A 23,973-nucleotide genomic window follows, 5' to 3' on the forward strand; every position below is an offset into this window, starting at 1 on the left:
TGGTCCATCCCTGCAGCGGATCCGTCAGGTGCGTCAATCGCTCCGTAAGTGTGGATCAGGTTCGGGCGAGCGCCTCGCAGACGGCGAGGGACTCCCGCGCGGCGAGTTCCAGGGCCTTCGCGCAGTGCCGTACCCAGATGGCCACGCCGTCGGCGCCGCCACCGACATAGGCCGCGGCGGCCTCGCGGTACCCGGCGTAGGCGTCCCCGGCGTAGGCCTCTCCGGCGTGGGCGTCCCCCGCGCGGTCCACCCGCAGGATGCTCGCCGGGTTCTGTCCCATCTCGAGATGTCCGACGTCGGTCGCCGTGAGTGCCTTGGGATCGAGGCCCCGGCCGATCAGGACCAGACGGGCGGCGGCCCGGGCGATGACCCCGTCGAGGGCGCCGAACGGTCGTAGGGCCAGCAGCTCCCCGTGCACCACGGCGGCCACCACGATCGCCGGCGCGCTCGTGGGCGCGACGAGGAGTCCGGTCAGGCCATCCAGCCGAACCGAGGTCTCCACCGAGTGGGGAGGCGGGCCCAACCGCAACGGGTCGAGGATCGCCCGGGTGCCGGCATCGGCCCGCGGACGACCGAGCTCGTCGTCCGGGACGAAACCCCGGCCCAGCAGCACGTGCATGCGGGCCAGGGCCTGTCGCGGTGCCCGCTCCCAGGCCGGAACCAGGATGCCCAGTTCGGCGTAGAGCCGAACCGTGCCGAGGACGACAGGTAACGGATGGCCGGATCCGGTCATGGCGGCGTCGTTCCGTGTACCGCGGTCGGTGACCGCTCCGGCCTTCGACGCGTCCGTTTCCTCCGGGCCGGGGAGCACGCCTTCGGGCCCGGACCGGGCCAGGTGCGCCCGCAACTCGTCCAGGCTGATCTCGTATCCCTCGAGGGCGGCGCAGGCGCGGGCGGCCCGCAACGATGCCTCCGCGGTCACCTCGGCGCTCTGGCGGCGCAGAACGCGGTGGCGCAGAAGCGTGTCCACCGCGGATCGGGCGCTGTCCGCGGCTTCACGCACCCCGGGCAGAGCGGCAACACGGGCGAGTGGATCGGCGGCGAGGATTGTTCCAGACGGGCGGAGACTCACAGCTCGCACGCTACCCGTCCGCGCCATGCGGGCTGGGCCATGCGGGCTGGGCCGTGCGGGGTCGGACCGTCCAGGCCAGGCGGGCCGGGCCAAGCGGGAAGACGGTGAGACCCGTAGGAGGAGTCACAGGTCTGAGCCGCGTCGTTGGGCCCCCAGGCGGCTCCGCGCGGGGGAGACTGCGTAGCGGGACCGGGGCGGCGGACCGCGTCATGATGGGGGGACGGTCGGCCGGGAGGGTATTGACGGTATGGACCGGAGGGGGCCGGGGCGGATGGCCTCCGGTGGGGCCTCCCGGTCCGCCGCCGGTTCGGACCCTGTCGGATCAGGGTGCATGTCGGATCAGGGTGCATGTCGGATCAGGGTGCATGTCGGATCAGGGCGGTAGCGCGAACTGTCCCGCCGTCCAGCACGGGCGGGTCGCCGCCAGAGGGAGGACCAGAAGTGTCGATCGCAGCCGGGAAGGCTCGGGACGGCCGTGAGCCGACGCTGGGTGAGCTGGTGGCTCTGGCCACTCGCGATGTCTCGTTGTTGGTTCGTCAGGAGATCAACCTGGCCAAGGCCGAGCTTGCCCAGCAGGCGGTGTCGGCTGCGCTCGGAATCGGTTTTCTGGCGGTGGCGGCCGGCCTCGGGTTCTGCGCTCTGATCGCCGTCACGATCTTTCTGGGAGAGCTGTTCACCTGGGCCGGCATCGAGCGTTTCTGGTCCTATCTGCTGACGGCCGGTCTCTACCTCGTCGTCGCGGGGCTGCTGGCCCTGTTCGCGATGGCGCGGTTGCGCAAGCTCTCCCCGCCCGAGCGGACCATCCAGACCGTGCGCGACGACATCACCTGGCTACGTAATCCGACGACCGCCCCAGCCAGGTCGGCGGGTCCGGTCGGACCGGGAGACGCGGTCGAGTCGGCGGGTGCGGCCGCCCACCCGGGCCAGCGCGGGCACTGACGTCCTGTTCGGTGTTCGCCGGTACCCAAGCTGCAGGCGCGGTCGGCACAGGGTCTGGCGAGGGAGCCGGCGGCGGACGTTCGAGGGCCGGCGGCGGACCCCACGACCGGCTCGTCACGAGCACCGCCGGTCCGGGGCCGGGGGCTGGTCTGCCATCCTGGCAGGCGATGGAGGACACCGTTCCCGAGCCCGCCACCGTCCTGGTCGACGGGCCGTGGCGGCACCGTGACGTGTCTGCCAACGGTACCCGGCTGCACGTGGCGGAGTTGGGGAGCGGCCCGCTCGTCCTGCTGCTGCATGGCTTCCCGCAGTTCTGGTGGGCCTGGCGTCACCAACTCACCGCGCTGGCGGCGGCGGGCTACCGCGTCGTCGCGCCGGACCTGCGCGGCTACGGAGCGAGTGACAAGCCGCCTCGGGGCTATGACGCCTTCACCCTCTCCGATGACGTGGCCGGTCTGGTCAGAGCATTAGGGGAACCGGACGCCGCGGTCGTGGGCCACGACTGGGGTGGGCTGCTTGGCTGGACCACTGCGGTCCGTCATCCGATGGTGGTGCGTCGACTCGCGATCCTGGCCATGCCCCATCCGTTGCGGCTGCGGCACCAGATCGCGGCGGATCCTCGTGGTCAGGGTGTCGCCAGCCGGTACATGCTCGGTTTTCAGCTGCCGTGGCGGCCCGAACGGGTCCTGGTGGCCGAGGACGCCGCCCACGTCGCAACGCTGCTACGCGGCTGGGGAGGACCTGGGTATCCGGATGCCGAGGCCGAGCGGCGATATCGATCGGCGATGCGCGTTCCCGGGGTGGCGCACAGCTCCCTGGAGTACCACCGGTGGATCTTCCGGTCGTTATTCCGGCCCGATGGGGCGCGTTTCGGTAGTGTCCTCCGTCGGTCGCTGCGGATGGAGACCCTGCAGATACACGGGGAAATGGACCGTTGTTTCCTGCCGTCCACCGCCCAGGGCTCCGGGCGTTACGTCAGCGGCCCCTACACCTGGCGTCTGCTCGGTGAGATCGGGCACTTCCCGCATGAGGAGGCCCCCGACCTCGTCAACGCCGAACTGCTCGGCTGGCTTCGTCCCTGAGCGTCGCCCGGCCACCGGTGCGGGAGTACGGGAGGTCAGTCGCACCCCTGAGTGCTCACCTCCGCCGTGGCGATCACCCCGGCGGCGGCAGGCCTGGCCACTTCGGCGGCGCTCAGGGCGTAACCGGTGTCGCTGTCGTTGACGGCCGCGGCGAACACGACGCCCAGGACGTCTCCGCTTTCGGACAACAGGGGTCCACCGGAGTTTCCCGGCAACACCCGTCCACGGACCGCGTAGATGTCGCGCAGGACGAGGCCGTGCGAGTAGATGTCCGGGGCCTGGGCGGTCTGATGGTTGCGGACGCGCGCCGCCACAGTGGTGTATGGCCCGTCCTGGGGATAACCGGCGATCACTGCGGCGTCTTCGGCCGCGGCCGGTGGGTTTGTCCGGAACCGCAGCGGCGGCCGTTGCAGGTCCGGCACGCGGAGCACGGCGACGTCCCGGTCGGGGTCGAACAGGACGACCTCGGCAGGCAGGGTGCGCGAGGCCAGCACGACCACCGGACGGTGCACTCCGGCTACGACGTGCGCGTTGGTCATCACGCGCTGCGGGGCGATGACGAACCCGGATCCCTCGACCCGTTTGTCGCAGGAGCTGGCGACGCCACGGATCTTCACGATGCTCGCCGCCGCGTTGCGGACCCCGGCAGTCCGGGTGGAAGCGGGATCGGGCGGATCGGCAGCGACGATGCGCCCGCCGCCGAGCCCGGCGAAGACCTCGGGGAAGCCGTTGTCGTCAGCCAGTTGGCGCAGGTCGGCGAATGCACTGCGGACCTCGTTGGGCATCCCGGCGTCCACGGTGGCGAGGATCCGCGATTCCCGGACCGAGTGGGCGAGGGACTCGAAGGGCGATCGATCGACGGCCGTCGCCAGCAGCCAGGCGACAAGAAGCACCGATAAGCCGGAGAGCACCGCACCCGCGGCGGCATCGACGGCCCTGCCGGGGCGCCAGGTCACCCGGTCCCGGCTGGCGACCCCGATCGCGGTGCCCGCGACCTGCCCGACCAGGGCGAGACCGAGCACGGCCAGGAGACCGACCATGGCGCCGTGGCTCTCCTGGCCGATCAGTTCGGCGAAGGGCTTCGCAACCTTGGCACCGAGCACACCACCACCGAGGAAGCCGACGAACGACAGCGCGCCCACCAGGAAGCCCTGCCGGTACCCGGAGATCGCGAAGAGTACGACGAGCAGGAGAAGAACGATGTCCAGGACGTTGAGCACGGCGGGCGTCGGTTCGACTCAGAGGATCTTCAGTGTGGCTGTCATGTTGGGATGCAGAGTGCAGACCACCGGGTAGCTACCCGGTTCCGTCACGGAGAAGGTGATGCTCTGTGACTCTCCCGCGGAGACGATGCGCGTGTGTGCCTCGGGAATCCGCGGAATGACGAAGTTGTGCGGCGGGGACTGCGGCGCGACCGAGAAGTCGACGCGGATCCGCCCCGGCCTGGCCACCAGTTCCATCGCGGAGAAGTGCAGGTTCGGCAGGCCCGTGACGGCGAAGATCTGCAGGCCGCCCGCTCCCTCGGTGGGAGTGAGGGAGGGCCCCGTCGACGTGCCGTCCTTGCCCGAGCCTCCGCAACCCGCGGCGCCCAGGAACAGACCGAGTGCCAGCCCGAGGGCTACCGTGAGCCGGCCCAGCCGGCCCAGCCGGGTTGTCCGCCTGGTCCAGCCCGTCCGGTCCATCCAGGCCACCCGAGCGGGCGGGTGCTGGATACCATCCGGCCGTCGTGACCGCCCCTGCCGGGAGGAGTGGATGGACGGTCGCGGTCCCGCATGGTCACGGTCCGCGGTGCTGGTCATCAGCTGTGCCTCTCGTCGCAGGGCGATGCCGGTGCCGCCGGCGGGCTGGACTTGTCCAGTGGCGGGGACTTGTCCAGTGGACCGGACTGTAGCGGTGGGTGGGACGGTGCCGGTGGGTGGGACGGTGCCGGTGGGCTGGTCGTCTGTGCGGGCACGACCGGGGTCCCGCTGGTCGTGGCCCGCGCGACCGGGTAGTCGATGAGCTCGGTGTCGTTCCACGGCCGTTCCCACTCGCCGAGACGGAGAAGAACATCGAGGATGCCCGCGGTGAAGCCCCACACCAGCATGCCGCGGACCCGGAAGGCGGGTCCGGCGAGGCCGGTGCGGTGGCGCAGCATGACCCGGTTGGCCGGGTCGGCCAGCTCCGCGAGTGGCACCCGGGCGACCGACGACGTCTCGGCGGGATCGACGGGTACGACCGCGCACGGAGTATGCCACCAGCCGATCACCGGGGTCACGAGATAACGACTGGCGTGCAGGTAGAGCGGGGATGCGACGGCGAGCACCTCGACCCCCGCGGGGTCGAGCCCTACCTCCTCCTCGGCTTCGCGTAGCGCTGTGTGCACCCGCGACTCGTCTGTCGCGTCGGTGGCGCCACCGGGGAACGCGGGCTGGCTGGCATGGCTGCGCAGCTCGGCCGCCCGTTCGAGCAGGAGGATGTCCGGCCCCTCCGGGCCATCATCGCCGAACAGGATGAGTACGGCGGCCGGTCGAGCATCCGCGCCTGCATGACCCGGATGGGTCCGGCTGGTCACGAAGGCCTGCCCGGCCTTCTCCGCCAGAGCGCGCAGCCAGGCCGGGGGCGGGGGGACGGTAGTCCCGTCGGTGTCGAAGGCGCCGTCGGCGTTGGCTGGCAGCTCGGTCATCGCAGGGTTTCGACGTCGCTGCGTGTTCCCCGGACCAGCCGGGCCGCCTCGGCAGGCTCGGTGGGGCCGAGCCCGAAGGACGGGCACAGCCGGGCTAGCCCGCAGGCGCCGCAGGCCGGGCGGCGCGAGTGACAGATCCGTCGCCCATGAAAGATCATGCGATCGGAGGCGATGGTCCAGTCCCGCTGTTCGATGAGCGCCGCCAGGTCCGACTCGACCTTGACGGGGTCGGTCTGAGTGGTCAGCCCAAAGCGGCGGGACAGCCGCCCGACGTGGGTGTCGACGGTGATTCCGGGCATGTCGAACGCATGCCCGAGCACGACGTTCGCCGTCTTGCGACCGACGCCCGGCAAGGTCACCAGGGCCGCCAGCGACCGTGGAACCTCACCGTCGAAGCGTTCGGTCAGGGCCGCGCCGATGCCGATCAGCGAGTTCGCCTTGGCACGGAAGAACCCGGTCGGCCGCAGCATGTCCTCGAGTTCGGCGCGGTCCGCGCCCGCATAGCCAGCTGCGGTCCGATAACGGGCGAACACTCCGGGAGTGACCTCGTTGACCTTCTTGTCGGTGCACTGGGCCGACAAGACGGTGGCAACCAGCAGTTCGAGAGCGTTGTCGAAGTGCAACGCGATGCGGGCGTCGGGATGGATATCGCCCAGCAGACGCACTATCCGGCGAGCCCGCCGGGTCTTCGCGAGCGGGGTCTCGGCCGCGGCGTCGACGGTTGCGGGCATGTCTGGCAGCGTATCTGCCGGTCGATCCGCCCGTCCGGCGCCGCGGCCGGGTGGTCCGAACGGGCCCCGGCCAGGTGGCCAATGCGCGACACACCCACCCCCGGTCGCATGCGATGGTCGCCGGTCGGCCACCATGGAGAGGTCATGTTTGTCATTGCCGCGGTCACCTTTCCCCTGCTGCTTCTCGGCCTTCTGCTGGCGATGGAACGGGTGGAACGTCCGTTGAATGCCGCCGACACCGGTAAGGGCCTCGAGGGCTTCCTCGACAACGCCCGGCCGGACGAGGTCAGCACCTTCGTCAATCAGGGCCTCCCCGCCGCGTTGGAGCGCTACCGGCGGCGCCTGCGCCGACCGCCGCCGGGCAAGCATCGAGCCGCCTGACCGCGCGGGGCTAGGCCGTGTCGATCGGCCCGTCGGGTCCGGGTCGGGCCGTGTCGATCGGCCCGTCGGAGCCCTGTCGATCGGCCTGTCGGGGCCATCTGGGGGTCCCTGGCCGTGCTCTCTGCCGATAGTCCTGGCATGCTCAGGACCGTGGAGGATCTGCTTGCCCGTGTACCACTGTTCGTAGGGCTGTCCGAGCAGGACCGAATGGCCCTCTCCGACCATCTTGATCGGCAGGATGTCACCCGTGGGGACGTGCTGTTCCGTGAAGGAGATGTCGGGGACCGGGTCTTCATCGTCCTGTCCGGAAAGGTGAAGATAGGACGTCAGTCGGCCGACGGCCGGGAGAACCTGCTGTCCGTGATGGGTCCCGGAGACTTGTTCGGGGAGCTGTCGTTGTTCGACCCCGGCCCACGCACGGCTACCGCTACGGCAGTCACGGATGCATCGTTGCTGTTGCTGGAACATACCGCGTTGCGTCCCTGGCTGCGATCACGCCCGGAGGCGGGCGCGATGCTCCTGCGGGAGCTGGCCCGCCGGTTGCGGCGTACCAACGACAACGTTGCCGACATGGTGTTCACGGATGTGCCGGGGCGAGTGGCGAAAGCCCTCCTCGACTTGGCGGAACGCTTCGGCGAGCCGGCACAGCCCGGCAACGAGGCCGCCGGTGTCCGTGTCGAGCACGGACTCACGCAGGAGGAACTGGCCCAGCTGGTGGGCGCGTCCCGGGAGACGGTGAACAAGGCGCTCGCCGACTTCGCCACCCGGGGCTGGCTGCGCCTGGACTCCCGCGCGGTCGTGCTGCTCGATCGCGAACGCCTCTCCCGCCGCGCACGCTGAGACCGGCGACCGGCGACCGGCGACCGGCTCGAGGTCCCGCCGGGGCCTCGAGCGCCGGTTGACGCGCGCAAGGCCCGGCCACGGGAGGTGACCGCTCCAGCGGTTCATCCGGCCGTCCCGGCCAGGCCCGCGGGAGTGATGGTCGCGCCGTCGGCGGCCCCGCTGACCGGCAGTCTCGCCAGCAGCCTGCGGGTCTGCGGCGCCTCGCTGACAGCCCCCGTGGCGGTCGCGGCCGCCAGCGCCCGCAGATAGGCGGCACGACCGCCTTCCAGATCGCCGTTGGCCACCAGCGCGGTGCCGAGCGCGCGGTAACCGAGCACCTGGGCGCGTACGTCCTCGGCATCCACGTTGACCGCGCGCCGGGCCACGGTGAGAGCCTGGGTGGGCTGCCCGGCATCCAACAGGATGCCGGCGAGATGGGCGTACGCCTGCCGGCGGGGGAACATCAGGGTTGCCGGTTCGCTTGCCGACAACGCCTCCCGCAACAGCTCGGTCGCCTCATCGAGCCGCCCGCGGGCCCGGGCGATCTGCGCGACCAGTACCTTTGCCCCGAGCTGGGCATGCGGGCGCAGCTCCAGCTGCGCGAGGTCCGCCTGCGCGATCTCGGCGGCCTGCCCAGCCTTGTCCACTTCGCCGGCGTCGAGCCAGGTCAGCCCGAGCAGCACCCGGGCCAGCGCGCCGACGACGACGTGCCCGCGGGCGGCCGCCTCGGCACACGCCTGTTCCAGGTACTCCGCCCCGCGGGCCGATTCGCCGGTGCCACGGGCCGCCAGCCCACGGGCGACCAGGGTCAGCATTGTTCCCCACGCGTCGCCGATGCTGGTGAACAGCTCAGCGGCCCGCTCCGCGTGGGTCTCGGCGGTGGCGATGTCGCCCAGCTCGGCGGCCGCTATCGCGTCGATGGTGAGGCAGACGGCCATCCCCCACTGCTCGCCCACGGAACTGGCTAGCTCGATCAGTTCGCGGGTGAGTTTGCGGGCCCGGGTGAGCTGCCCGGACAGCAGCAGCACCAGCGCCTCCGTGCCCCGGCACCAGCCGAGGCCGCCGGTGTCCTCGAGCCGGTCGAACACCGCGGACGCCTCGCGCAGCGTCCGCTCGGCGCGGGGATAGTCCCCCCGGGTGGTGGCGCTCCAGGCCAGGTGCTGCAACGCCCAACCGACCCCGCGGGGATCGTCGACCTGGCGGGCGATCGCGAGGGCCTCGCGGTAGCGCTCCTCCGCCGCGTCGATACGGCCAGCGTTGTATTCGAGCATGCCCAGCCGGCGCAACGCGGCGGCCTCCGCACGGTCGTCACCGGCCTGTTGGGCCGATTCCAGGGCGGTGAGCAGGCACTGCGCCGCCTCCTCGGCGCGTCCCTGCTTCTGGCGCAGCTCGCCGAGCACGGAGAAGGCGGCGGCCCGCCGGACGGGTGCGTCGGCGCGTAGCGCGGGGCGTAGCGTGCGTTCGGCCTCATCGAGCTGGCGCAGCGCGACCAGGGCCTCGGCGTGCAGCACCCGCACGACGTTGTCCTCGTTCGTGTCGATGATGCCGCGGCCCAGACGGCGCGCGTTGGCCAGCAGGTCGGCGGCAGCTCGATGATCGTCTCGGGCTAGCGCCTCGCGCGCCAGCCGGACATGTGCGTGGAACCCGGACATCCGGGATGACCAGGCTGGATCGGTGACGGGAAGGTTCATCGATGCGGCCAGGTCATAGGCCCGCAGGGCGTGGTTCGCAACGAAGGTGGAGACGGCCCGCGAGCTGCCGACCATCGCTGTCACCCCCCAGCGCGCCGCCGTGGCATGCCGACGGGCCCGCTCGACCTTGGGTAGCCCGGCGTAGGCGGCGTCGCGGGCCATGGGATGGACGAACCGCCACCTCGTCTCCGTCGCCCGGGGCGGCCGGACGAGCTGGCGCTCGGTCAGTACCCGCAGCGCGCGGGTAACCTCCTCGGCGGGCCGTTCGTCGACCACCGGCAGCGCCTCGGCGGGAAACCGCGGGCCGAGCACCGCCGCCGCGCGCAGTACCGCCTTGGCCACCGGGTCGAGATCGTCGATGCGGGCGGCCAACACCGACTGCACCCCGGCGGGAAGAGTCGCCTCCGTCAGGGAGCCCTCGAGGACCCAGCCCGGCCACTCCCCATTGGTCGTCTCGGCCGACTGGTGCAGCATTCCGCGGTCGATCAGCAGGTTGAGCAGCTCCACCAGGAAGAAGGGGTTGCCATGCACCCGGGAGAGCAGATCGGCCCGGCCGCGGGGCTCCAGCTGCACCCCGCCGAGATGATCCTGCAACAGGCGGCTGGAGGCCTCGAGGCTCAGCGGTCGCAGGGCGATGCGATGGATGTGGGGCAGTCCGGCGAGCCGTGGACCCGTCCGGTCCAGCAGCACAAGCAGAATCGGCCCGGACAACGCCGAGGCCAGCCGGCTCATCGCGTCGCTGAGCTGGCTGGTCGCCCATTCCAGATCGTCGATCATGACCAGGATGGGCCCGGAGGACGCGAGCGCGCCGAGGAGCAGGGCGACCGCGTCCACCGTCGCGTCGACGGACCGCTGTTCGGCCTCCGCGATGTGCGAGGCCCGGGCTGCCGGATCCCCCGGAGCCGCCGCGGTGGCGACGGCGGGCCGCCGGTCGAGCGGAACGCCGAGCAGCAGCAGCAGCCGGTCGGCGATGCCGGGTGGCAGCCGGGCACCGCTGTGCGGATGCGCCAGCCCCGCCACAGTTCGCCGGACGCGGTTGGCCACCCGGTCGAGAGAGTCACCGTCGGTCACCCCGCACGCGTTGCGAACGACGTCGACCAGGGGCGCCAGCCCGCGGCCGTCACCGTGCCGGACCGTCCGTCCCCAGAGCACCGTCGTGCCGGGGGTCCGCTCCGCCCGACAGGCGAGCTCGATGGCCAAGCGGGTCTTGCCGATCCCGGCCTCCCCGGTGATCAGTGCCACCTCGGGTGACTGGTTGGCGACGACCAGGTCGAACAGATCGGTCAGCGAGGCGAGCTCGGCGTCCCGGCCGAGGAACATGGCGTCGTCGGCGAGTCCGGGGCGGGCGACGTTCGACGGGCGCAGGCTCACCAGCTCATAGGCTGGGACGGGCTCCCGCTTGCCCTTGAGGACCAGGTCGGGCAGCTCTCGCCAGGTGGCCACGGACCGGGTGGCGAGCGCGGTCTCCCGACCGGCGTAGACGGTGCCGATCGTGGCCGCGGCCGACAATCGGGCGGCGGTGTTCACGGTATCGCCGATCACGGTGTAGGAGAGCGCGGCCTGCACCCCCGCGAGGACCTCGCCGGTGTTGACGCCCACCCGCAGGCCGAGCCGGCCGTCATCGTCACCCCCCGTGGAGGTGAGCACCAGCCGACGAACGGTCTCCTGCATCGCGGCGGCGGCCCGAACGGCACGTTCAGGGTCGTCCTCATGGGCGGTGGGAGCCCCGAAGACGGCCATGATGCCGTCACCGGTAAGGTTGTCGACGCGGCCGCCGACCTCGTCGATCTCGTGGGCGAGGGCGGCGAGGACCCGATCGGTCATCTCCCCGACGCGTTCCGGATCGCGATCCTCCGCCCAGGCGGTGAAGTCGGACAGATCACCGAACAGAACGGTGACGACCCGGCGCTCGGAAGCATCCACCGCGGGACTCTCGACCGAGGTGAACTCCAAGCCGCAGTGGTAGCAGAATCGTCCGCCCGGAACGGCCGCCGAGCTGCACCGGGGGCACCGTAGCGGGCCCGTGTGCGGAGCTGTGATCACCATGGCTGGGGCCTCCCGTCCGGGTGGCCGGTGGGTAGGGGGCCGGACCGGTCGCCCGGTTTTCGGCTGGTCGAAATCGTCATCCTGCGCACGGGCGGTTCCCTCCGTGCCAGAGTTTAGTGGCCTGGGTCTCCTTCCTCGAATCCCGTCTTGTCGGATGACCGACCGCAGCCGCGTCGATGCTGCTGCGATACCGCTGCGTGATATCGGCCCGGTATCTCTTAGTGGCCTCCCGGAACCTCTCGGTGGCGTGAGGCGGCCGTCCGGCTACCGCTGCCACGGACGTGCCGCTCGCCATCGGCTGGTCGACTGGGCTGATCAGGCGCCGTCGGGATGCTCCCGCAGATAGGTCAGCTGGGCGCGGACCGACAGTTCCGCCGCGAACCACAGGGCGCGGTCGACGTCCGCGTAGACCCGGCGGACCACGTCGGCCGCGTCCGCCTCCGCGGCGTCGACCCCGGCGTCCACCAGAGCACGCCGCACCTGGTCGAGCCGGTTGTGGCGGTGAGCCAGATAGCGCTCGGCCGCGCGGCCAGCCGCGGGCAGTTCGGGGCCGTGGCCGGGCAGCACGGTGGTCTCGCCGAGTTCCCGCAGCAGCCGCAGGCTGTCCAGGTAGTCACCGAGACGGCCGTCCGGGTGAGCGACCACGGTACTGCCACGCCCGAGAATCGTGTCTCCGGTCAGCACCGCCGGACCGGGCGGGAGGTCGCCGGAGGTCGGGCCCGACTCCGCCCGGTCCCGGCAATCCGCGGAGTGCTTGTCTTCCCCGAGCGGCTTGTCTTCCCCGAGTAGAAGGAACGACAACGAGTCGGCGGTGTGCCCCGGGGTGGGGAGGACCCGGAGCTCGACGCCGGCCGTGGCGATCACATCGCCGGCCGTGAGCCCCTCCGATCCCAGCCGGAAGACGGGGTCGAGCGCCCGGACCGGGGCGCCGGTGAGATCGTGCAACGTGGCCGCGCCGGCACTGTGGTCGACATGGCCGTGGGTCAGCAGAATCAGATCGACGCGGCCGGCCGCCGCGACCGTCGCCAGATGTCCGGCGTGGTCCGGGCCGGGGTCCACGACCACACACCCCTCCTCGCCGGCGGCGCGCAGGATCCAGGTGTTGGTGCCGTCGAGCGTCATCGGGCCCGGATTCGGAGCGAGAAGCACGGCGGCCAGGGGAGTGATCTGTCGGGGCACGGCCATGGCTATTGCCACGCCGGGTCGGCGGGGCCCGCATCCCGCAGGTCGTCATGGTTTCCCGGGTCGTCGTACGCCTCGTCATGCGGCAGCAGGAGGCGTGCTTCGCCGCCGCTGACCAGAATCCTCGGCATGATCGGCGACAGGTCGCGGGCGTGGGCGGCGGCCAGCACCGCCGCGACGTCGGCGTATTCGGATAGTTCGGCGAGGGTGAACGCGGTGGGTGGCAGCATGTCCATGGTCCCGGCCCTATGGCGTTCGAGGGCGTCCGCAGGGCGTATCCACTGCATCCGGTCCGCCTCGCTGGAGGGTTGGCCGGGATGCTGGCCGGTGGGAAGTGCCGCGACGAAGAACCTGGTGTCGTACCGTTGCGGCTCGATCTCGGGCGTCACCCATCTGGCCCAGGGCGCGAGGAGATCGGCCCGCAGCACGAGGGAGTATTTGCGGAGCAGGGCGCTCAGGCCGAGCTCGTGCCGTTCCAGTGCGAGGCGCTCGGCGGCCCGGACCTGATCGCTGAGCGCCTCCGGGCCGCCGCCGAGCCTGCCGTCCTCGCCCGCCACCGCGCCGGCCAGCAGGATCCCGCACTCCTCGAAGGTCTCCCGTACGGCCGCACAGACGAGCGCGCGGGCGAGTGCGGGATCGGCGTCGAGCGCGTGCATGACCTCGGCGACCGATGGGCCCGCCCAGGGCACGTCTGGCCCCATATCGGCCGGATCTACTCGTCCACCTGGGAATGCGTACATCCCACCGGCGAATGCCATGGTCGCCGCCCGGCGCAGCAGGTAGGCCTCGATCCCCTGGTTACCCGGCGCGTCGCGCAGCAGCACGACCGTCGAGGCGTCGCGCACCGCTGCGGGCGGCGCGGACGGATGGCGCGCCGTCACCCCGTCGCGGCGGCCTCCGTCGGCCGGGGACCAGCGCAGCCGAGCGATCAGGGCAGCCTTGTGGTCGACCATTGCCCAGATGCTAGAGCCGTTGGTGGCGAGGCGGGGTTTGTTTGTCCTGTTGGCCGCGGCGCGCCGCCGCAACCCCGAGGCCGGCACCGGCGGGACTGGCCTACCCCCCGAGCACCAGTTCGATCTCGACCGGTGCGCCCAGCGGCAGCGCCGAGACGCCGACGGCCGAGCGGGCATGCTGACCGGCCTCGCCGAAGACCGCTGCGAGCAGCTCACTCGCCCCGTTGACGACCGTTGGCTGGCCAGTGAAGCCGGGGGCGCTCGCGACGAATCCAACCACCTTGATGATCCGGGTGATCCCGTCGAGTCCGCCGGCCACCGACGACGCCGCCGCCAGCGCGTTGAGCGCGGCCGTCCGGGCGAGCTCCGCGGCCTGCTCGACGGTTACCTCGGCGCCCGCGCCCACCAGGCCGGTTCGGGCCAGCCGGCCGTCCACCAGCGGAAGCTGACCGGCCGTCCAGATCAGGCTGCCCGCCCGGACCGCGGGGAGGTAGGCGCCGGCCGGGGTCGGGACCGGCGGCAGCGTCAGGCCCAGCGCCGCCAGGCGTTCGCTCGGTGCGGCCATGTCAGGACTGACTCCTGGGACGCTTGAAGTAGGCGACGAGGCTCTCGGGGTTGGGACCGGGAACGATCTGGACCAGCTCCCAGCCGTCCTCACCCCAGTTGTCGAGAATCTGCTTGGTGGCGTGGATCAGTACCGGCGCCGTCACGTACTCCCACTTCGTCTGCATGACACCGGACCTTAGAGCATCGCGCCGACGGTTCCGGACACCCGTGTCACCGGGCCCGAGCCTTCGCCGCCGCATCGTTCCGGTCACCTCTCCCCACATCCCCTACCTTGGCTCGCCCCGCGGTGCGCCGCGGGTTTTCTCCCGGCTCACCACCGTGGTGGGGACCGTGCACGCGGGTACGGTCAAGCTTGTGAACGGCGAGAACACCGTGACCGACAGCGAGAACGCTGTGATCGACAGCGAGAACACCGTGATCAAGGAAGCGAGCGGCGAGGTGGCCGGTCCGTGGGACCGGCGGTTGCACATCGTCACCGGCAAGGGCGGGACCGGCAAGACGACCGTGGCCGGCGCGCTGGCCGTGGCGCTTGCGAGCGGTGGTCGTCGAGTCCTGCTCACCGAGGTCGAGGGTCGGCAGCAGATCGCGCAGCTGTTCGACACCCCTCCGTTGCCCTACCGGGAGCGCAAGGTGGCCAGCGCCCCCGGCGGCGGGGAGGTGTTCGCGTTGGCGATCGACGCGGATGAGGCCCTGCTGGAGTATCTGGAGATGTTCTACAACCTGCGGCGGGCCGGGAGGGCCCTGGACAGGATCGGCGCGGTGGACTTCGCCACGACCATCGCTCCCGGGGTTCGCGACGTGCTGCTCACCGGCAAGGTCAAGGAGGCGGTCAACCGGCCCGACGCCACCCGCCCGGGAGGGCTGGCCTACGACGCGGTGGTGCTCGACGCGCCGCCCACCGGCCGGATCACCCGGTTTCTCAATGTCACCGCGGAGGTGGCGGGGCTGGCCAAGGTCGGGCCGATCCGGGCCCAGGCCGACAGCGTGATGGCCGTGCTGGCGCCCGATCGGGCCGCCGTGCATCTGGTCACCCTCCTCGAGGAGATGCCGGTGCAGGAGACGGTGGACGGCGTGGCCGAGCTGACCCGCGCCGGCCTGCCGCTCGGCGGTGTGGTGGTCAACATGACCCGCCCACCCCTGCTGCGCGCGAAGGAGTCCCGTCTGGCCCGGCGCGGGGAGCTGGACCGGGAGGAGATTGCCGCCGGGATCAAGGAGGCTGGGATGGAGCCCACCCCTGAGCTGGTCGAGGCGCTGGCCTGGGAGGCGGCCCAGCACGCCGATCGCGTCGCGCTGGAGGCGGCTGAGCGTGCGGAGATTGCCGGGCTGGGTCGTCCCGTGTATGAGGTGCCGCTGGTCGCGGATGGCGTCGACCTCGGCACCGTCTACCGGTTCGCGGAGATGCTGCGGGCGCAGCAGATGGTGGCATGAGCCCCGCGCGCCCGTCACCCGGTGCACCACGGCGGGAACCCGGGGCACCGTCCGCCGGGCGGCGAAGGCCGGCAGCGGGGAGCGTCCGGCAGTCGGCGGCGCGTCGCGGCGGGCCGGGAGCGCGCCGGACGCGTCCGCATCCGGCCGGCGTGCCACTGCTCGACGTCGACGCGATGCTCGACACGGAACGGATCGTGGTCTGCTGTGGCTCGGGTGGGGTCGGCAAGACGACCATGGCCGCGGCGCTCGCGCTGCGGGCGGCCGAGCGCGGGCGCAACGTCGTCGTCCTGACGATCGACCCGGCGCGGCGACTCGCCCAGGCCCTGGGCCTGACCGCGCTCGACAACACCCCACGCGAGGTGGCCGGGGTCGACGGTGCCGCCGGTGGTCGTCTCGACGCGATGATGCTGGACATGAAGCGGACGTTCGACGAGATCGTCCTGGCGCACAGCACCTCCGAGCGGGCCGAGGCCCTCCTTGCCAACCCCTTCTACCAGTCGCTGTCGTCCTCCTTCGCCGGCACCCAGGAGTACATGGCGATGGAGAAGCTCGGCCAGCTCGACGCCACCGGCACGTGGGATCTGATCGTGGTCGATACGCCCCCGACCCGGTCGGCGCTGGACTTCCTCGATGCTCCGACGAGGCTCGGGGCCTTCCTCGATGGAAGGCTGCTACGACTGTTGCTCGCGCCGGCGAAGGCCGGCGGGCGGGCGTACGTGAAGGTGCTCGGCGCCGGCCTCGGCGTGTTCACCCGAGTCCTCACCAAGGTGCTCGGCGCCCAGCTGCTGACCGACGTCAGCCAGTTCGTGGCGGCGCTGGAGACGATGTTCGGTGGCTTCCGGGCGCGGGCGGAGGAGACCTACCGCCTGCTCGGCGATCCCGGCACCTCGTTCATCGTGGTCGCCGCACCCGAGGCCGCGGCGCTACGGGAGGCGTCCTACTTCGTCGATCGGCTCGATGCGGAGGGGATGCCCCTCGCCGGACTGGTCGTGAACCGGATGCACCACAGCGATGCCGAGGCGCTCAACATCGAGCGCAGCCTTGCCGCCGCCGAGAACCTCGAGGAGCACGGGGAGCATCCGCTTGCCGCCGCGGTGCTGCGCATCCACGCCGATCGGGTCCGGTTGGCGAGCCGGGAGGCGCGGCTGCGGGAGCGGTTCACCAGCGCCCACCCCGACACCCCGATAGTGGAGGTGGAGGCGTTGTCGGAAGACGTGCACGATCTCGTCGGACTGCGGGAGATCGGCGATGCGCTCGCGCGTGACGAACGGCTGGATCGGACCGCTTGATCAGCTTGATCGGCGAGCCCGGTTCATCCGGGTGAGAGAACGCGGTCGACAGCGGATGTGCGTGATCCCGGACCGGGACGACGTTGTCCTCGGGCGGGGGATAGCCGGCGAAGGATCCGATCGGCCTTGGGGACTGGTCGGACCACCGCTGAATCAGCCGGCGGAGGCCGATCTGTGGTCGGCCTGGGCGTCCGTGAGCAGCTTCCGCCAGGACGTGACGTCTGGGCGGCGACGTAGCAGCGCGCGACGTTCCCGTTCGGTCATGCCCCCCCAGACGCCGAACTCGACGTGGTTGTCGAGAGCGTCCGCGAGGCACTCGGTGCGGACAGCGCAGCCGAAGCACCGGGTCTTCACCCGGTTCTGGGCGGCGCCCTGGACGAACAGCTCATCCGGGTCGAGGTCGCGACAGGCGGCGTGAGCCGTCCAGTCGCCGTCGACGGCGGAACCCACGAGATGGGTCGTGTTGGCACGGCGTGGCGTGCTGACGGTGGAGGTCAGGCTTCTGGTCATGCCACCTGCCTTTCTTCTCGAGTCCGGGTCAGGGGGCCCGTGCGGGTGGTGACGTGGCGTTGACCCGAAACCGTACGGAGTGGCGTGGCCACGGCACAGACCCCACACGGGTGGTTGTCCAAATGACTAGTCCGGGCCATTGATCCGGATCGCCATGGTAGTGCGGTCTGTGACCTCCGTATGTCTGTTGCGTGACAATGAGGTATCGACTCAGAGATAATGTAGGTTTTTCATCGCTTCGTTTCCGTTTTGACGAGATTGCCCTAATGTGGGGCCGGAATTGAGATGACGCCCGAAAGTGGAGGTATGGAGCGTGGGCGGCGGGGCAGCGGGTGTGGAGGTTGTCACGGTCGTCCGGGGCGCGCCCGGGACCGGCAGGGTCGCCGGCCGGGGCTGGAACTGCGGCGTCCCAGCTCACGGCATTATCGGCTGCGATGGGCCGCCGCCTTGTGGCGTTCGTGGAAATCGGGGCGGCGGGGGTGGCGCTTGTTGATCAAATGTTGGCCCGTATGCTCCGACGGGTGTCCCAGCCTGGCTGGACGGAGGTCCCTGGATGACCGCGCCCCCTGGGCACCCCACGCCCGGTCGTGGGCGGTTCGAGGATTCCGCCCGCGACCGTGTACCGGGGCGCCCGTACGGGCCTGACGAACTCCGCTTCGGCGACGTCGACCGGCCTGAGCCTCGTCCCATCGCATCATCGGCCCGCCGGCTGGGGTTCGTGGCCACGCGGCTGCTCGGCGCCGGCGTGATCAGCGTGGTGGCGGGGGTGCTCGTCGGCATGCTGGCCCTGCCGGTGGTGGGAGCGGCCGGACTGACCGTCAAGGGCGGCGCGGACGACTTCCTCGACCTGCCGGCCAACCTGACGGTCCCCCCGCTGGCCCAGGCGTCGCGCGTCCTCGACGCGCGGGGGAACGTCCTCGCCGTGCTGCGCGGGGAGCAGGACCGTGAGGTCGTGTCCTTGGGCCGGGTTCCGCCGGTGATGCGTCAGGCGATCATCGACATCGAGGATTCCCGGTTCTACGAGCACGACGGGCTGGATTACAAGGGTCTCGTCCGGGCGTATCTCACCAACCGGGAGAACGGCGAGGTCACCCAGGGCGGCTCGACCCTGACCCAGCAGTACGTCAAGAACGTTCTTCTGATGTCCGCGACGACGGCTGAGGCGAAGAAGGCCGCGACCGAGCAGACCGTCCAGCGCAAGCTTCGGGAGGCGCGTTATGCGCTGTACCTCGAAGCCCATCTGAGCAAGGACGAGATTCTCGAGCGTTATCTCAACATCGCCTACTTCGGCGATGGTGCGTACGGGGTCCAGGTAGCCGCGCGGCACTACTTCAACGTCGACGTCGACAAGCTCACCCTGCCGCAGGCCGCGCTGCTGGCCGGCCTGGTGAAAAACCCGAACGCCTTCAACCCGGCGATACATCCGCAGGCGGCACGGGAACGGCGCAACGTAGTCCTCGACCGCATGTTCGAACTTCATCACATCGACGCGGCGGCCTTTCATCAGGCGCACGATGGCGAGGTGGTGCTCAACCGGCAGCCCCACTCGGCCGATCCCTGCGCCGACTCGACCGCGCCGTTCTTCTGCGCCCTCGTGCGCCAGCGGCTGCTGAACGACAGATCCTTCGCCCCGACGGAGGAGGACGCGCGCAGACTACTGTTCGAGGGCGGCCTCACGATCAGAACGACGCTGGACCCGGTGGCGCAACAGGCGGCGCAGTCGGCCGCGACCGAGGTCATCCCGATCGGGAACCGGGTGGCGGCGAGCGTCGCGATGGTGCAGCCGAACACCGGCCAGGTGCTCGCCCTGGCGATCAACCGGGTCTACGGACCGACGGCGGACGGACAGCCCGCCGCCCTGTCCACGGACTTCGTCCACACCAAGGAGATTTATCCCGTCGACGAGGACTCGTTCTCCCCGGGATCGACCTACAAGGTGTTCACTCTGATCTCCGCGCTCGAATCGGGACTACCGCTTTCCACGACGCTGCACGCCCCCCTCTGCTACCACTCGAACGTCTTCCCGAACCCGGATCCCCAGGGCAAGAACTGCTACGGAAACGCCGATCCCAGCGAGGACGGTTTCTACTCGTTGACGACCGCAACCTGGTCATCGGTCAACACCTACTACATCCAGCTCGCCGAGAAGCTGGGCGTGCTGAAGACGGCCGAGGTGGCCCGCCGTATGGGCGTCACCTCGTGCCGGATCCGGCAGCACAACAACAACGATCCCGAATGCAGGGGGGTGGACGGGATCACCCGGGTCGACGGCTCCTCCATCCTCGGATCCAACGAGATCAGCACCCTCGATCTGGCGACCGCCTACGCGACGTTGGCCGCGCGGGGCAGGAAGTGCGACGCGCGGGCCGTGCTCGCGATCACCCAGCGGGTGGGCGGGACGGACCGGCCGCTTCCCTTCGACACCGGCGCTCCCTGCCAGCAGGCGCTCGACCCGAAGATTGCGGACAAGGTCAGCGCCGTGCTGCAGGGGGTTATCAACCACGGGACGGCCAGCGGGAACGGGCAGATCGGCCGGCCGGCCGCCGGCAAGACCGGCACCGCGGAGGGGTTCAGCACCGCCTCCTTCGCGGGTTACATCCCCCAGCTCGCCGCGGCGGTGACCCTCGCGGACCCGCGCGGACCGACGTCGCATCCCCTGATTAATGTGAAGGGTCGCAACGTCTTCGGTGGCGGATATCCCGCCCAGGTGTGGTCCCGCACGATGATCCGGACGATCGCCGGTCTCGGACTACCGGTCGAACCGCTGCCGACCCCGGACGACACCCAACCCGAGGTGCCGACGAAGGCACTGCCGGACGTGGTCGGGCAGCCGCAGCAGGTCGCCGAGCAGACGCTCGTCCAGCTGGGCTTCCATGTCAGGTCGCAGCCGGTCCCGCATCCGGCGCCCCCCGGCACCGTCGTGGCGATGTCGCCCGCCCCGGGCAGCGAGGTCTCGCTCAACACCGAGGTCACCCTGCAGATCTCCGGGGGGCTGACCGGCACGGCCGTCCTGCCGGGTGGATCGACGCTACCCGGCTTCGGAGCGCTCGCCCAGCCGAATGACGGCCAACCGGCCGGGGGCGGCCAGCCGGGCACGGATCTGCGTCGGCAGCTGAACGCTTCAGGCGGCTCGGGGCCGTTGGACGGGACGGATGGCCGGGGCCAGGGCGGGCGCCGGCGGCGCTGAGCGGGCCACGCGGCTCGTTCAGCCGCCCGCCAACCGGGCCTTCACGAGTGCGGCGACCCGGCCGCCGTCGGCCCGGCCGCCGACCGCGGCCTGCACGGACTTCATGGCGGGACCGATCGCTCGTGGACCGCTGACATCCAGACCCGCGAGTACCTGGTCGATGATCGTGGCCAGTTCGTCGTCGCCGAGCTGCTTCGGCAGGTACTCCTCGAGCACCTCGCCCTCGGCCCGCTCTCGGTCCGCCTGGTCGCCGCGACCGGCCGCGGCGTAGGCGTCGGCCGCCTCCCGGCGCTTCTTCACCTCGCGGGTCAGGACCTTCGAGACCTCCGGGTCGTCGAGGACCCGCGCGGAGCTGCCGGCCACCTCCGCATCCTTCACCGCGGCCAGGGCCAGCCGCAGAGTGGACGTCCGCAGCTCGTCACGGGACTTCATCGCGACGGTCAAATCGGCGCGCAGACGTTCCTTGAGGGTGCTCATAACCACCGGAGCCTATGGTCTGCGGGCAGGGTGGTCACGCCGGTTCCGTCGGCGGGGCGCCCGGTGGTGCGCGGCGCCCGGTGGTGCGCGGCGCGGCGCGCGGAACCGGGCCGGGTGGCGGCAGGTCCCCGCCCGCGGTGGGTGAGACTGGGACGATGAACGCACGTCACACAGCGGCGAGGACTCTCGTGGGTGTCGCGGCGGTGGGGGCGCTCGTGTCGGCCTACGGCGGGTTGTACGAGCGCACGGCGTACACCCTGCGGAGGGTGCGGATCCCGGTGCTGTTGGCCGGCGCGCGCCCCCTGCGCGTGCTGCACATCTCCGACCTGCACGTCACCCCCCGTCAGTACGGCAAGCTCGCCTGGTTGGGGGACCTGGCCCGGCTCGTCCCCGACCTGGTCGCCCTGACCGGTGACGTGCTGTCTGCGGCCGATGCCCGGGATCCCCTGCTCGCCGCGCTGGAGCCGCTCTACTCGTTTCCCGGGGTCTTCGTACCGGGGAACAACGACTACTTCGTCCCGACCCTGAAGAGCCCGCACCGCTACCTCCGGCGGGGCGACGAGGCCCATCCCAGGGGCGCTCCGCTGGACTGGGCGGCTTTCGCCGGTGGTCTCGCCGCCGCCAGCGGGTGGACCGAGCTGACCAACGTGCGGGCGGTCATCGAGGTCGGCGGTCGCCGGATCGACCTGCGTGGCGTGGACGACGCCCGGCTGCGCCGCGACCAGCTCGCGGTCGTGACCGGCCCCCCGGAGCCCGGCGTTGAGCTCGCGTTGGGACTGTCGCACACCCCGGAACCGCGGGTCCTCGACGCGTTCACAGCGGACGGGGTGGGGCTCACCCTTTCGGGGCACACGCACGGGGGTCAGATCCGGCTGCCCCGGGTCGGGGCGCTCGTGACCAACTGCGGGCTGGACCGGGCCCGGGTTCGCGGGCTGTCCCGTCACGAGGTCGACGGGCGGTCGTCCTGGCTGCACGTGTCGTCCGGGCTGGGCACGTCCCCGTTCGCGCCGCTGCGCCTCGGCTGCCGGCCGGAGGCGACCCTGCTCACCCTGGTGCCGGCCGGCGACCCCACCCCGTCGGACCACTGAGCCGTCGGGTATGCTTCATCTCGGTCGCGGGGTGTGGCGCAGCTTGGTAGCGCGCTTCGTTCGGGACGAAGAGGTCGTGGGTTCGAATCCCGCCACCCCGACCCAGGTCAGGGTCATGATCCGCAAGTTTGGATCATACCCCTGACGCGTGTACAGCAGCGAAGTACAGCAACGGCCCTACCGATCAAGACTTTCGCCTAGCCGGTTCAACGCCTCCCGCGTGGCCGTGGACGACGCTTGCGCGTAGATCTCCATCGTCACGTCGATGTTCGCGTGCCGCAGGATGCGCATGATCACCCGTGGGTGCACGTCGAGATCCACCAGCAGCGACGCACAGGTCCGCCGGGCGTCGTGCACTGTGATCCGAGGCACCCCCGCCTTCTGTACCCGCAGAGCGAACGCCCGGTCGAACGTCCGAGGCTCCACCGCGGTGCCGAAGCGTCCCGTGGTGAACAGTCCTGACTCTTGCCAGGCAGCCCCCGCAGCCTTCCGATCCTCCGCCCGCAGCCTCCGCCTCTCAGCGATCGCCGTACGGCAGATCTGCGGCAGGGGCAGCGTGGCGTCCGATCCCGCCGTCTTCGTCTCTCGATGCAGAAGCTGCCCCCGGACCCGTTGAAGCTGCCACTCCACCGCCAACTCCTCCGGCCCGTCATCGGTCACGTCCGGCAGCCCCAGCGCCTCCCCCTTACGGAAGCCGAGAACGACGATCAGGACGTACGCGGCGTAGTACCGATCACCACGGGCCGACTCCAGAAAGATCCGCGCCTCATCCGTGGTCCACGCCTTCCGACGTCGCGCCCTGACCTTCGGAACCTTGACCAGGCCGGCAACGTTCTTGGACACCAACTCCTCGCGACCAGCGTGCGTCAACGCGGACCGCAGCACGCCCCGAACGTCCTTCAGTGTCCGGGCGGAGATGGTCTGCCCACAGCACCGGCCGAGCGCACAGCACCGACGCCGCCTCTCCGGCCGCCGAGCATCCTTGCCCTGTGCGCAGCACTGGCAGGCCCGCTGAAGCCCGTTGACCCACTTCTGTACGTCCCGGACCGTCAGCCGGTCGAGCCGCTTGGCACCCAGACCCGGAACGATGTACAGCCTCGCCAGCGTCTCGTATGTCGAGTACGTCAGCGGAGCAAGGTTCGGCTCCACCACCTCACTCAGCCACCGAGCAACGAATACCGCCACCGTCACCGATCGTGTCGGCATGGGTCCCTGTCGAGCCGTCGAGTGTAGTTTGATCCACTTTTCGTGAACGATCTCCCTGGTCTGCCCGTACACGTACTTCCGCCGTGACTTCCCATCAGGTGTGGTCACCCACACGTACGCGGCGAAGCCATTCCGGTACGGGTAAATCGATCCCTCACCGTTCGCGCGAGTCCGCTTTTGTTTCGACTCGTTCATACAGCGGCCTCCTCCACCCGACGCGCCACGTATTCATCCACCCACTCGGGGAGGATGCGCCGATGCCCTCCATCCTTCAGAGAACGCAGCTCACCCGTCTTGACCAGCATTTTTGTCTTGCTCAGCCCGAACCCGAGCATGTCCGCCACCTGACGGACCGTGTACCATGCCACGGAAATCTCACCATCACGCACTCCCGATCCCCTCCTCTCACGCCGCCGAACGATGATCACGGGCAACCTCTCTCCGTGACCGGGCTTGGTCTGCGGCCATGGATGCGAGCCATCGGTCGCCGTTGTTGGTGTAGCCGGAGGAGTGGTACCGCCAGGTGGGGATGATCACGGTTTCGTCGGTGTCGTCGGGTCGGCCGAAGGCGTCGAGGGCCGGGCGTTCCTCGCCGTTCACGTGGGTGCGCCGCCAGGTACGCCGGGCCGTCCGGCGTGCCGCGAAGGTGGTGGAGTA

At 70.8% G+C, this 23,973-nt stretch carries 23 protein-coding genes and 1 tRNA gene; 9 read left to right on the top strand and 15 right to left on the bottom strand.

The annotated features are described in order from the left end of the window. Window positions 1-55 precede the first annotated feature (55 nt). Window positions 56-1,072 carry a hypothetical protein gene (locus tag BMG523DRAFT_RS09165; protein WP_235463018.1) on the bottom strand — a complete coding sequence of 339 codons (1,017 nt, stop codon included), beginning with the start codon at window positions 1,070-1,072 and terminating at the stop codon, window positions 56-58. A 441-nt stretch (window positions 1,073-1,513) separates the two neighbouring features. On the opposite strand from BMG523DRAFT_RS09165, the gene BMG523DRAFT_RS09170 reads away from it, so the two are divergent. Together BMG523DRAFT_RS09170 and BMG523DRAFT_RS09175 are read left to right on the top strand one after the other, a co-directional pair. After that, complete coding sequence (locus BMG523DRAFT_RS09170) at window positions 1,514-2,011, top strand: phage holin family protein (RefSeq protein WP_023840723.1); 498 nt, start codon at window positions 1,514-1,516, stop codon at window positions 2,009-2,011. 167 nt (window positions 2,012-2,178) lie between these two features. Then, the gene (locus BMG523DRAFT_RS09175) at window positions 2,179-3,093 is read left to right on the top strand and encodes an alpha/beta fold hydrolase (protein WP_011438647.1); all 915 of its coding nucleotides are present in this window, start codon (window positions 2,179-2,181) and stop codon (window positions 3,091-3,093) included. A 35-nt stretch (window positions 3,094-3,128) separates the two neighbouring features. On the opposite strand, the gene BMG523DRAFT_RS09180 is transcribed toward BMG523DRAFT_RS09175, so the two are convergent. From BMG523DRAFT_RS09180 to nth, 4 genes are read right to left on the bottom strand one after another with little or no spacing between them, the layout of a single operon-like run. Then, window positions 3,129-4,313: a MarP family serine protease gene (locus BMG523DRAFT_RS09180; RefSeq protein WP_011438646.1), complete on the bottom strand. Its 1,185-nt coding sequence runs from the start codon at window positions 4,311-4,313 to the stop codon at window positions 3,129-3,131. A gap of 18 nt (window positions 4,314-4,331) precedes the next feature. Further along, window positions 4,332-4,892, bottom strand: coding sequence for a hypothetical protein (locus BMG523DRAFT_RS09185; protein WP_347272517.1), 561 nt, complete (start codon window positions 4,890-4,892; stop codon window positions 4,332-4,334). Further along, window positions 4,892-5,758: a CoA pyrophosphatase gene (locus tag BMG523DRAFT_RS09190; protein WP_043590884.1), complete on the bottom strand. Its 867-nt coding sequence runs from the start codon at window positions 5,756-5,758 to the stop codon at window positions 4,892-4,894. Before BMG523DRAFT_RS09190 ends, BMG523DRAFT_RS09185 begins: the two co-directional genes overlap by 1 nt. Then, the gene (nth, locus tag BMG523DRAFT_RS09195; protein WP_023840720.1) at window positions 5,755-6,489 is read right to left on the bottom strand and encodes an endonuclease III; all 735 of its coding nucleotides are present in this window, start codon (window positions 6,487-6,489) and stop codon (window positions 5,755-5,757) included. Before nth ends, BMG523DRAFT_RS09190 begins: the two co-directional genes overlap by 4 nt. Before the next feature lie 144 nt (window positions 6,490-6,633). On the opposite strand from nth, the gene BMG523DRAFT_RS09200 reads away from it, so the two are divergent. Continuing rightward, the gene (locus BMG523DRAFT_RS09200) at window positions 6,634-6,870 is read left to right on the top strand and encodes a hypothetical protein (protein WP_023840719.1); all 237 of its coding nucleotides are present in this window, start codon (window positions 6,634-6,636) and stop codon (window positions 6,868-6,870) included. A gap of 150 nt (window positions 6,871-7,020) precedes the next feature. Then, window positions 7,021-7,710 (top strand): Crp/Fnr family transcriptional regulator, encoded by a 690-nt coding sequence (locus tag BMG523DRAFT_RS09205; RefSeq protein WP_035729396.1) that lies wholly within the window; start codon window positions 7,021-7,023, stop codon window positions 7,708-7,710. 104 nt (window positions 7,711-7,814) lie between these two features. On the opposite strand, the gene BMG523DRAFT_RS09210 is transcribed toward BMG523DRAFT_RS09205, so the two are convergent. The 5 genes from BMG523DRAFT_RS09210 to BMG523DRAFT_RS24390 form a co-directional block, all read right to left on the bottom strand. Then, complete coding sequence (locus BMG523DRAFT_RS09210; protein ID WP_043590886.1) at window positions 7,815-11,429, bottom strand: tetratricopeptide repeat protein; 3,615 nt, start codon at window positions 11,427-11,429, stop codon at window positions 7,815-7,817. Window positions 11,430-11,744: 315 nt separating this feature from the next. Then, a complete protein-coding gene (locus tag BMG523DRAFT_RS09215; protein ID WP_011438638.1) occupies window positions 11,745-12,614 on the bottom strand; it encodes an MBL fold metallo-hydrolase in 870 nt (289 codons plus the stop codon). Between the two features lie 2 nt (window positions 12,615-12,616). Further along, window positions 12,617-13,564, bottom strand: coding sequence for an NUDIX hydrolase (locus BMG523DRAFT_RS09220; protein ID WP_011438637.1), 948 nt, complete (start codon window positions 13,562-13,564; stop codon window positions 12,617-12,619). A gap of 100 nt (window positions 13,565-13,664) precedes the next feature. Continuing rightward, window positions 13,665-14,129, bottom strand: coding sequence for a RidA family protein (locus BMG523DRAFT_RS09225; RefSeq protein WP_011438636.1), 465 nt, complete (start codon window positions 14,127-14,129; stop codon window positions 13,665-13,667). 1 nt (window position 14,130) lies between these two features. Next, on the bottom strand, window positions 14,131-14,295 hold the full coding sequence (locus tag BMG523DRAFT_RS24390) for a DUF4177 domain-containing protein (RefSeq protein ID WP_023840716.1): 165 nt from the start codon (window positions 14,293-14,295) through the stop codon (window positions 14,131-14,133). Window positions 14,296-14,524: 229 nt separating this feature from the next. Between BMG523DRAFT_RS24390 and BMG523DRAFT_RS09230 the strand changes: the two genes are divergently transcribed. Further along, window positions 14,525-15,559 carry an ArsA-related P-loop ATPase gene (locus tag BMG523DRAFT_RS09230; RefSeq protein ID WP_304413232.1) on the top strand — a complete coding sequence of 345 codons (1,035 nt, stop codon included), beginning with the start codon at window positions 14,525-14,527 and terminating at the stop codon, window positions 15,557-15,559. Then, on the top strand, window positions 15,556-16,848 hold the full coding sequence (locus tag BMG523DRAFT_RS09235) for an ArsA family ATPase (protein ID WP_011438633.1): 1,293 nt from the start codon (window positions 15,556-15,558) through the stop codon (window positions 16,846-16,848). Before BMG523DRAFT_RS09230 ends, BMG523DRAFT_RS09235 begins: the two co-directional genes overlap by 4 nt. A 153-nt stretch (window positions 16,849-17,001) precedes the next feature. Here the strand turns inward: BMG523DRAFT_RS09235 and BMG523DRAFT_RS09240 are convergent, their stop codons facing one another. After that, entirely contained in the window at window positions 17,002-17,358 is a 357-nt protein-coding gene (locus BMG523DRAFT_RS09240) for a WhiB family transcriptional regulator (RefSeq protein WP_011438632.1), read from the bottom strand. Window positions 17,359-17,911: 553 nt separating this feature from the next. Here BMG523DRAFT_RS09240 and BMG523DRAFT_RS09245 point away from each other — a divergent pair. Further along, a complete protein-coding gene (locus tag BMG523DRAFT_RS09245) occupies window positions 17,912-20,545 on the top strand; it encodes a penicillin-binding protein (protein WP_035908661.1) in 2,634 nt (877 codons plus the stop codon). A gap of 18 nt (window positions 20,546-20,563) precedes the next feature. Here BMG523DRAFT_RS09245 and BMG523DRAFT_RS09250 read toward each other — a convergent pair whose 3' ends face one another. Continuing rightward, a complete protein-coding gene (locus BMG523DRAFT_RS09250; RefSeq protein WP_011438630.1) occupies window positions 20,564-21,022 on the bottom strand; it encodes a GatB/YqeY domain-containing protein in 459 nt (152 codons plus the stop codon). 155 nt (window positions 21,023-21,177) lie between these two features. On the opposite strand from BMG523DRAFT_RS09250, the gene BMG523DRAFT_RS09255 reads away from it, so the two are divergent. Both BMG523DRAFT_RS09255 and BMG523DRAFT_RS09260 read left to right on the top strand, forming a co-directional pair. After that, a complete protein-coding gene (locus BMG523DRAFT_RS09255; protein ID WP_011438629.1) occupies window positions 21,178-22,110 on the top strand; it encodes a metallophosphoesterase in 933 nt (310 codons plus the stop codon). 27 nt (window positions 22,111-22,137) lie between these two features. Beyond that, window positions 22,138-22,211: transfer RNA gene (locus BMG523DRAFT_RS09260), tRNA-Pro, on the top strand. Between the two features lie 76 nt (window positions 22,212-22,287). Here BMG523DRAFT_RS09260 and xerC read toward each other — a convergent pair. From xerC to BMG523DRAFT_RS09275, 3 genes are all read right to left on the bottom strand, one after another. Next, window positions 22,288-23,511: a tyrosine recombinase XerC gene (gene xerC, locus BMG523DRAFT_RS09265; RefSeq protein ID WP_011438628.1), complete on the bottom strand. Its 1,224-nt coding sequence runs from the start codon at window positions 23,509-23,511 to the stop codon at window positions 22,288-22,290. Continuing rightward, complete coding sequence (locus BMG523DRAFT_RS09270) at window positions 23,508-23,690, bottom strand: excisionase family DNA-binding protein (protein ID WP_368671092.1); 183 nt, start codon at window positions 23,688-23,690, stop codon at window positions 23,508-23,510. The genes xerC and BMG523DRAFT_RS09270 overlap by 4 nt, the downstream gene beginning before the upstream one ends. A gap of 31 nt (window positions 23,691-23,721) precedes the next feature. Beyond that, window positions 23,722-23,973: replication initiator (locus tag BMG523DRAFT_RS09275; protein ID WP_043590889.1), on the bottom strand; the 252-nt coding region annotated here is incomplete at its 5' end.

This window comes from Frankia sp. BMG5.23 (genome assembly GCF_000685765.2).
Lineage (GTDB): Bacteria > Actinomycetota > Actinomycetes > Frankiales > Frankiaceae > Frankia > Frankia casuarinae.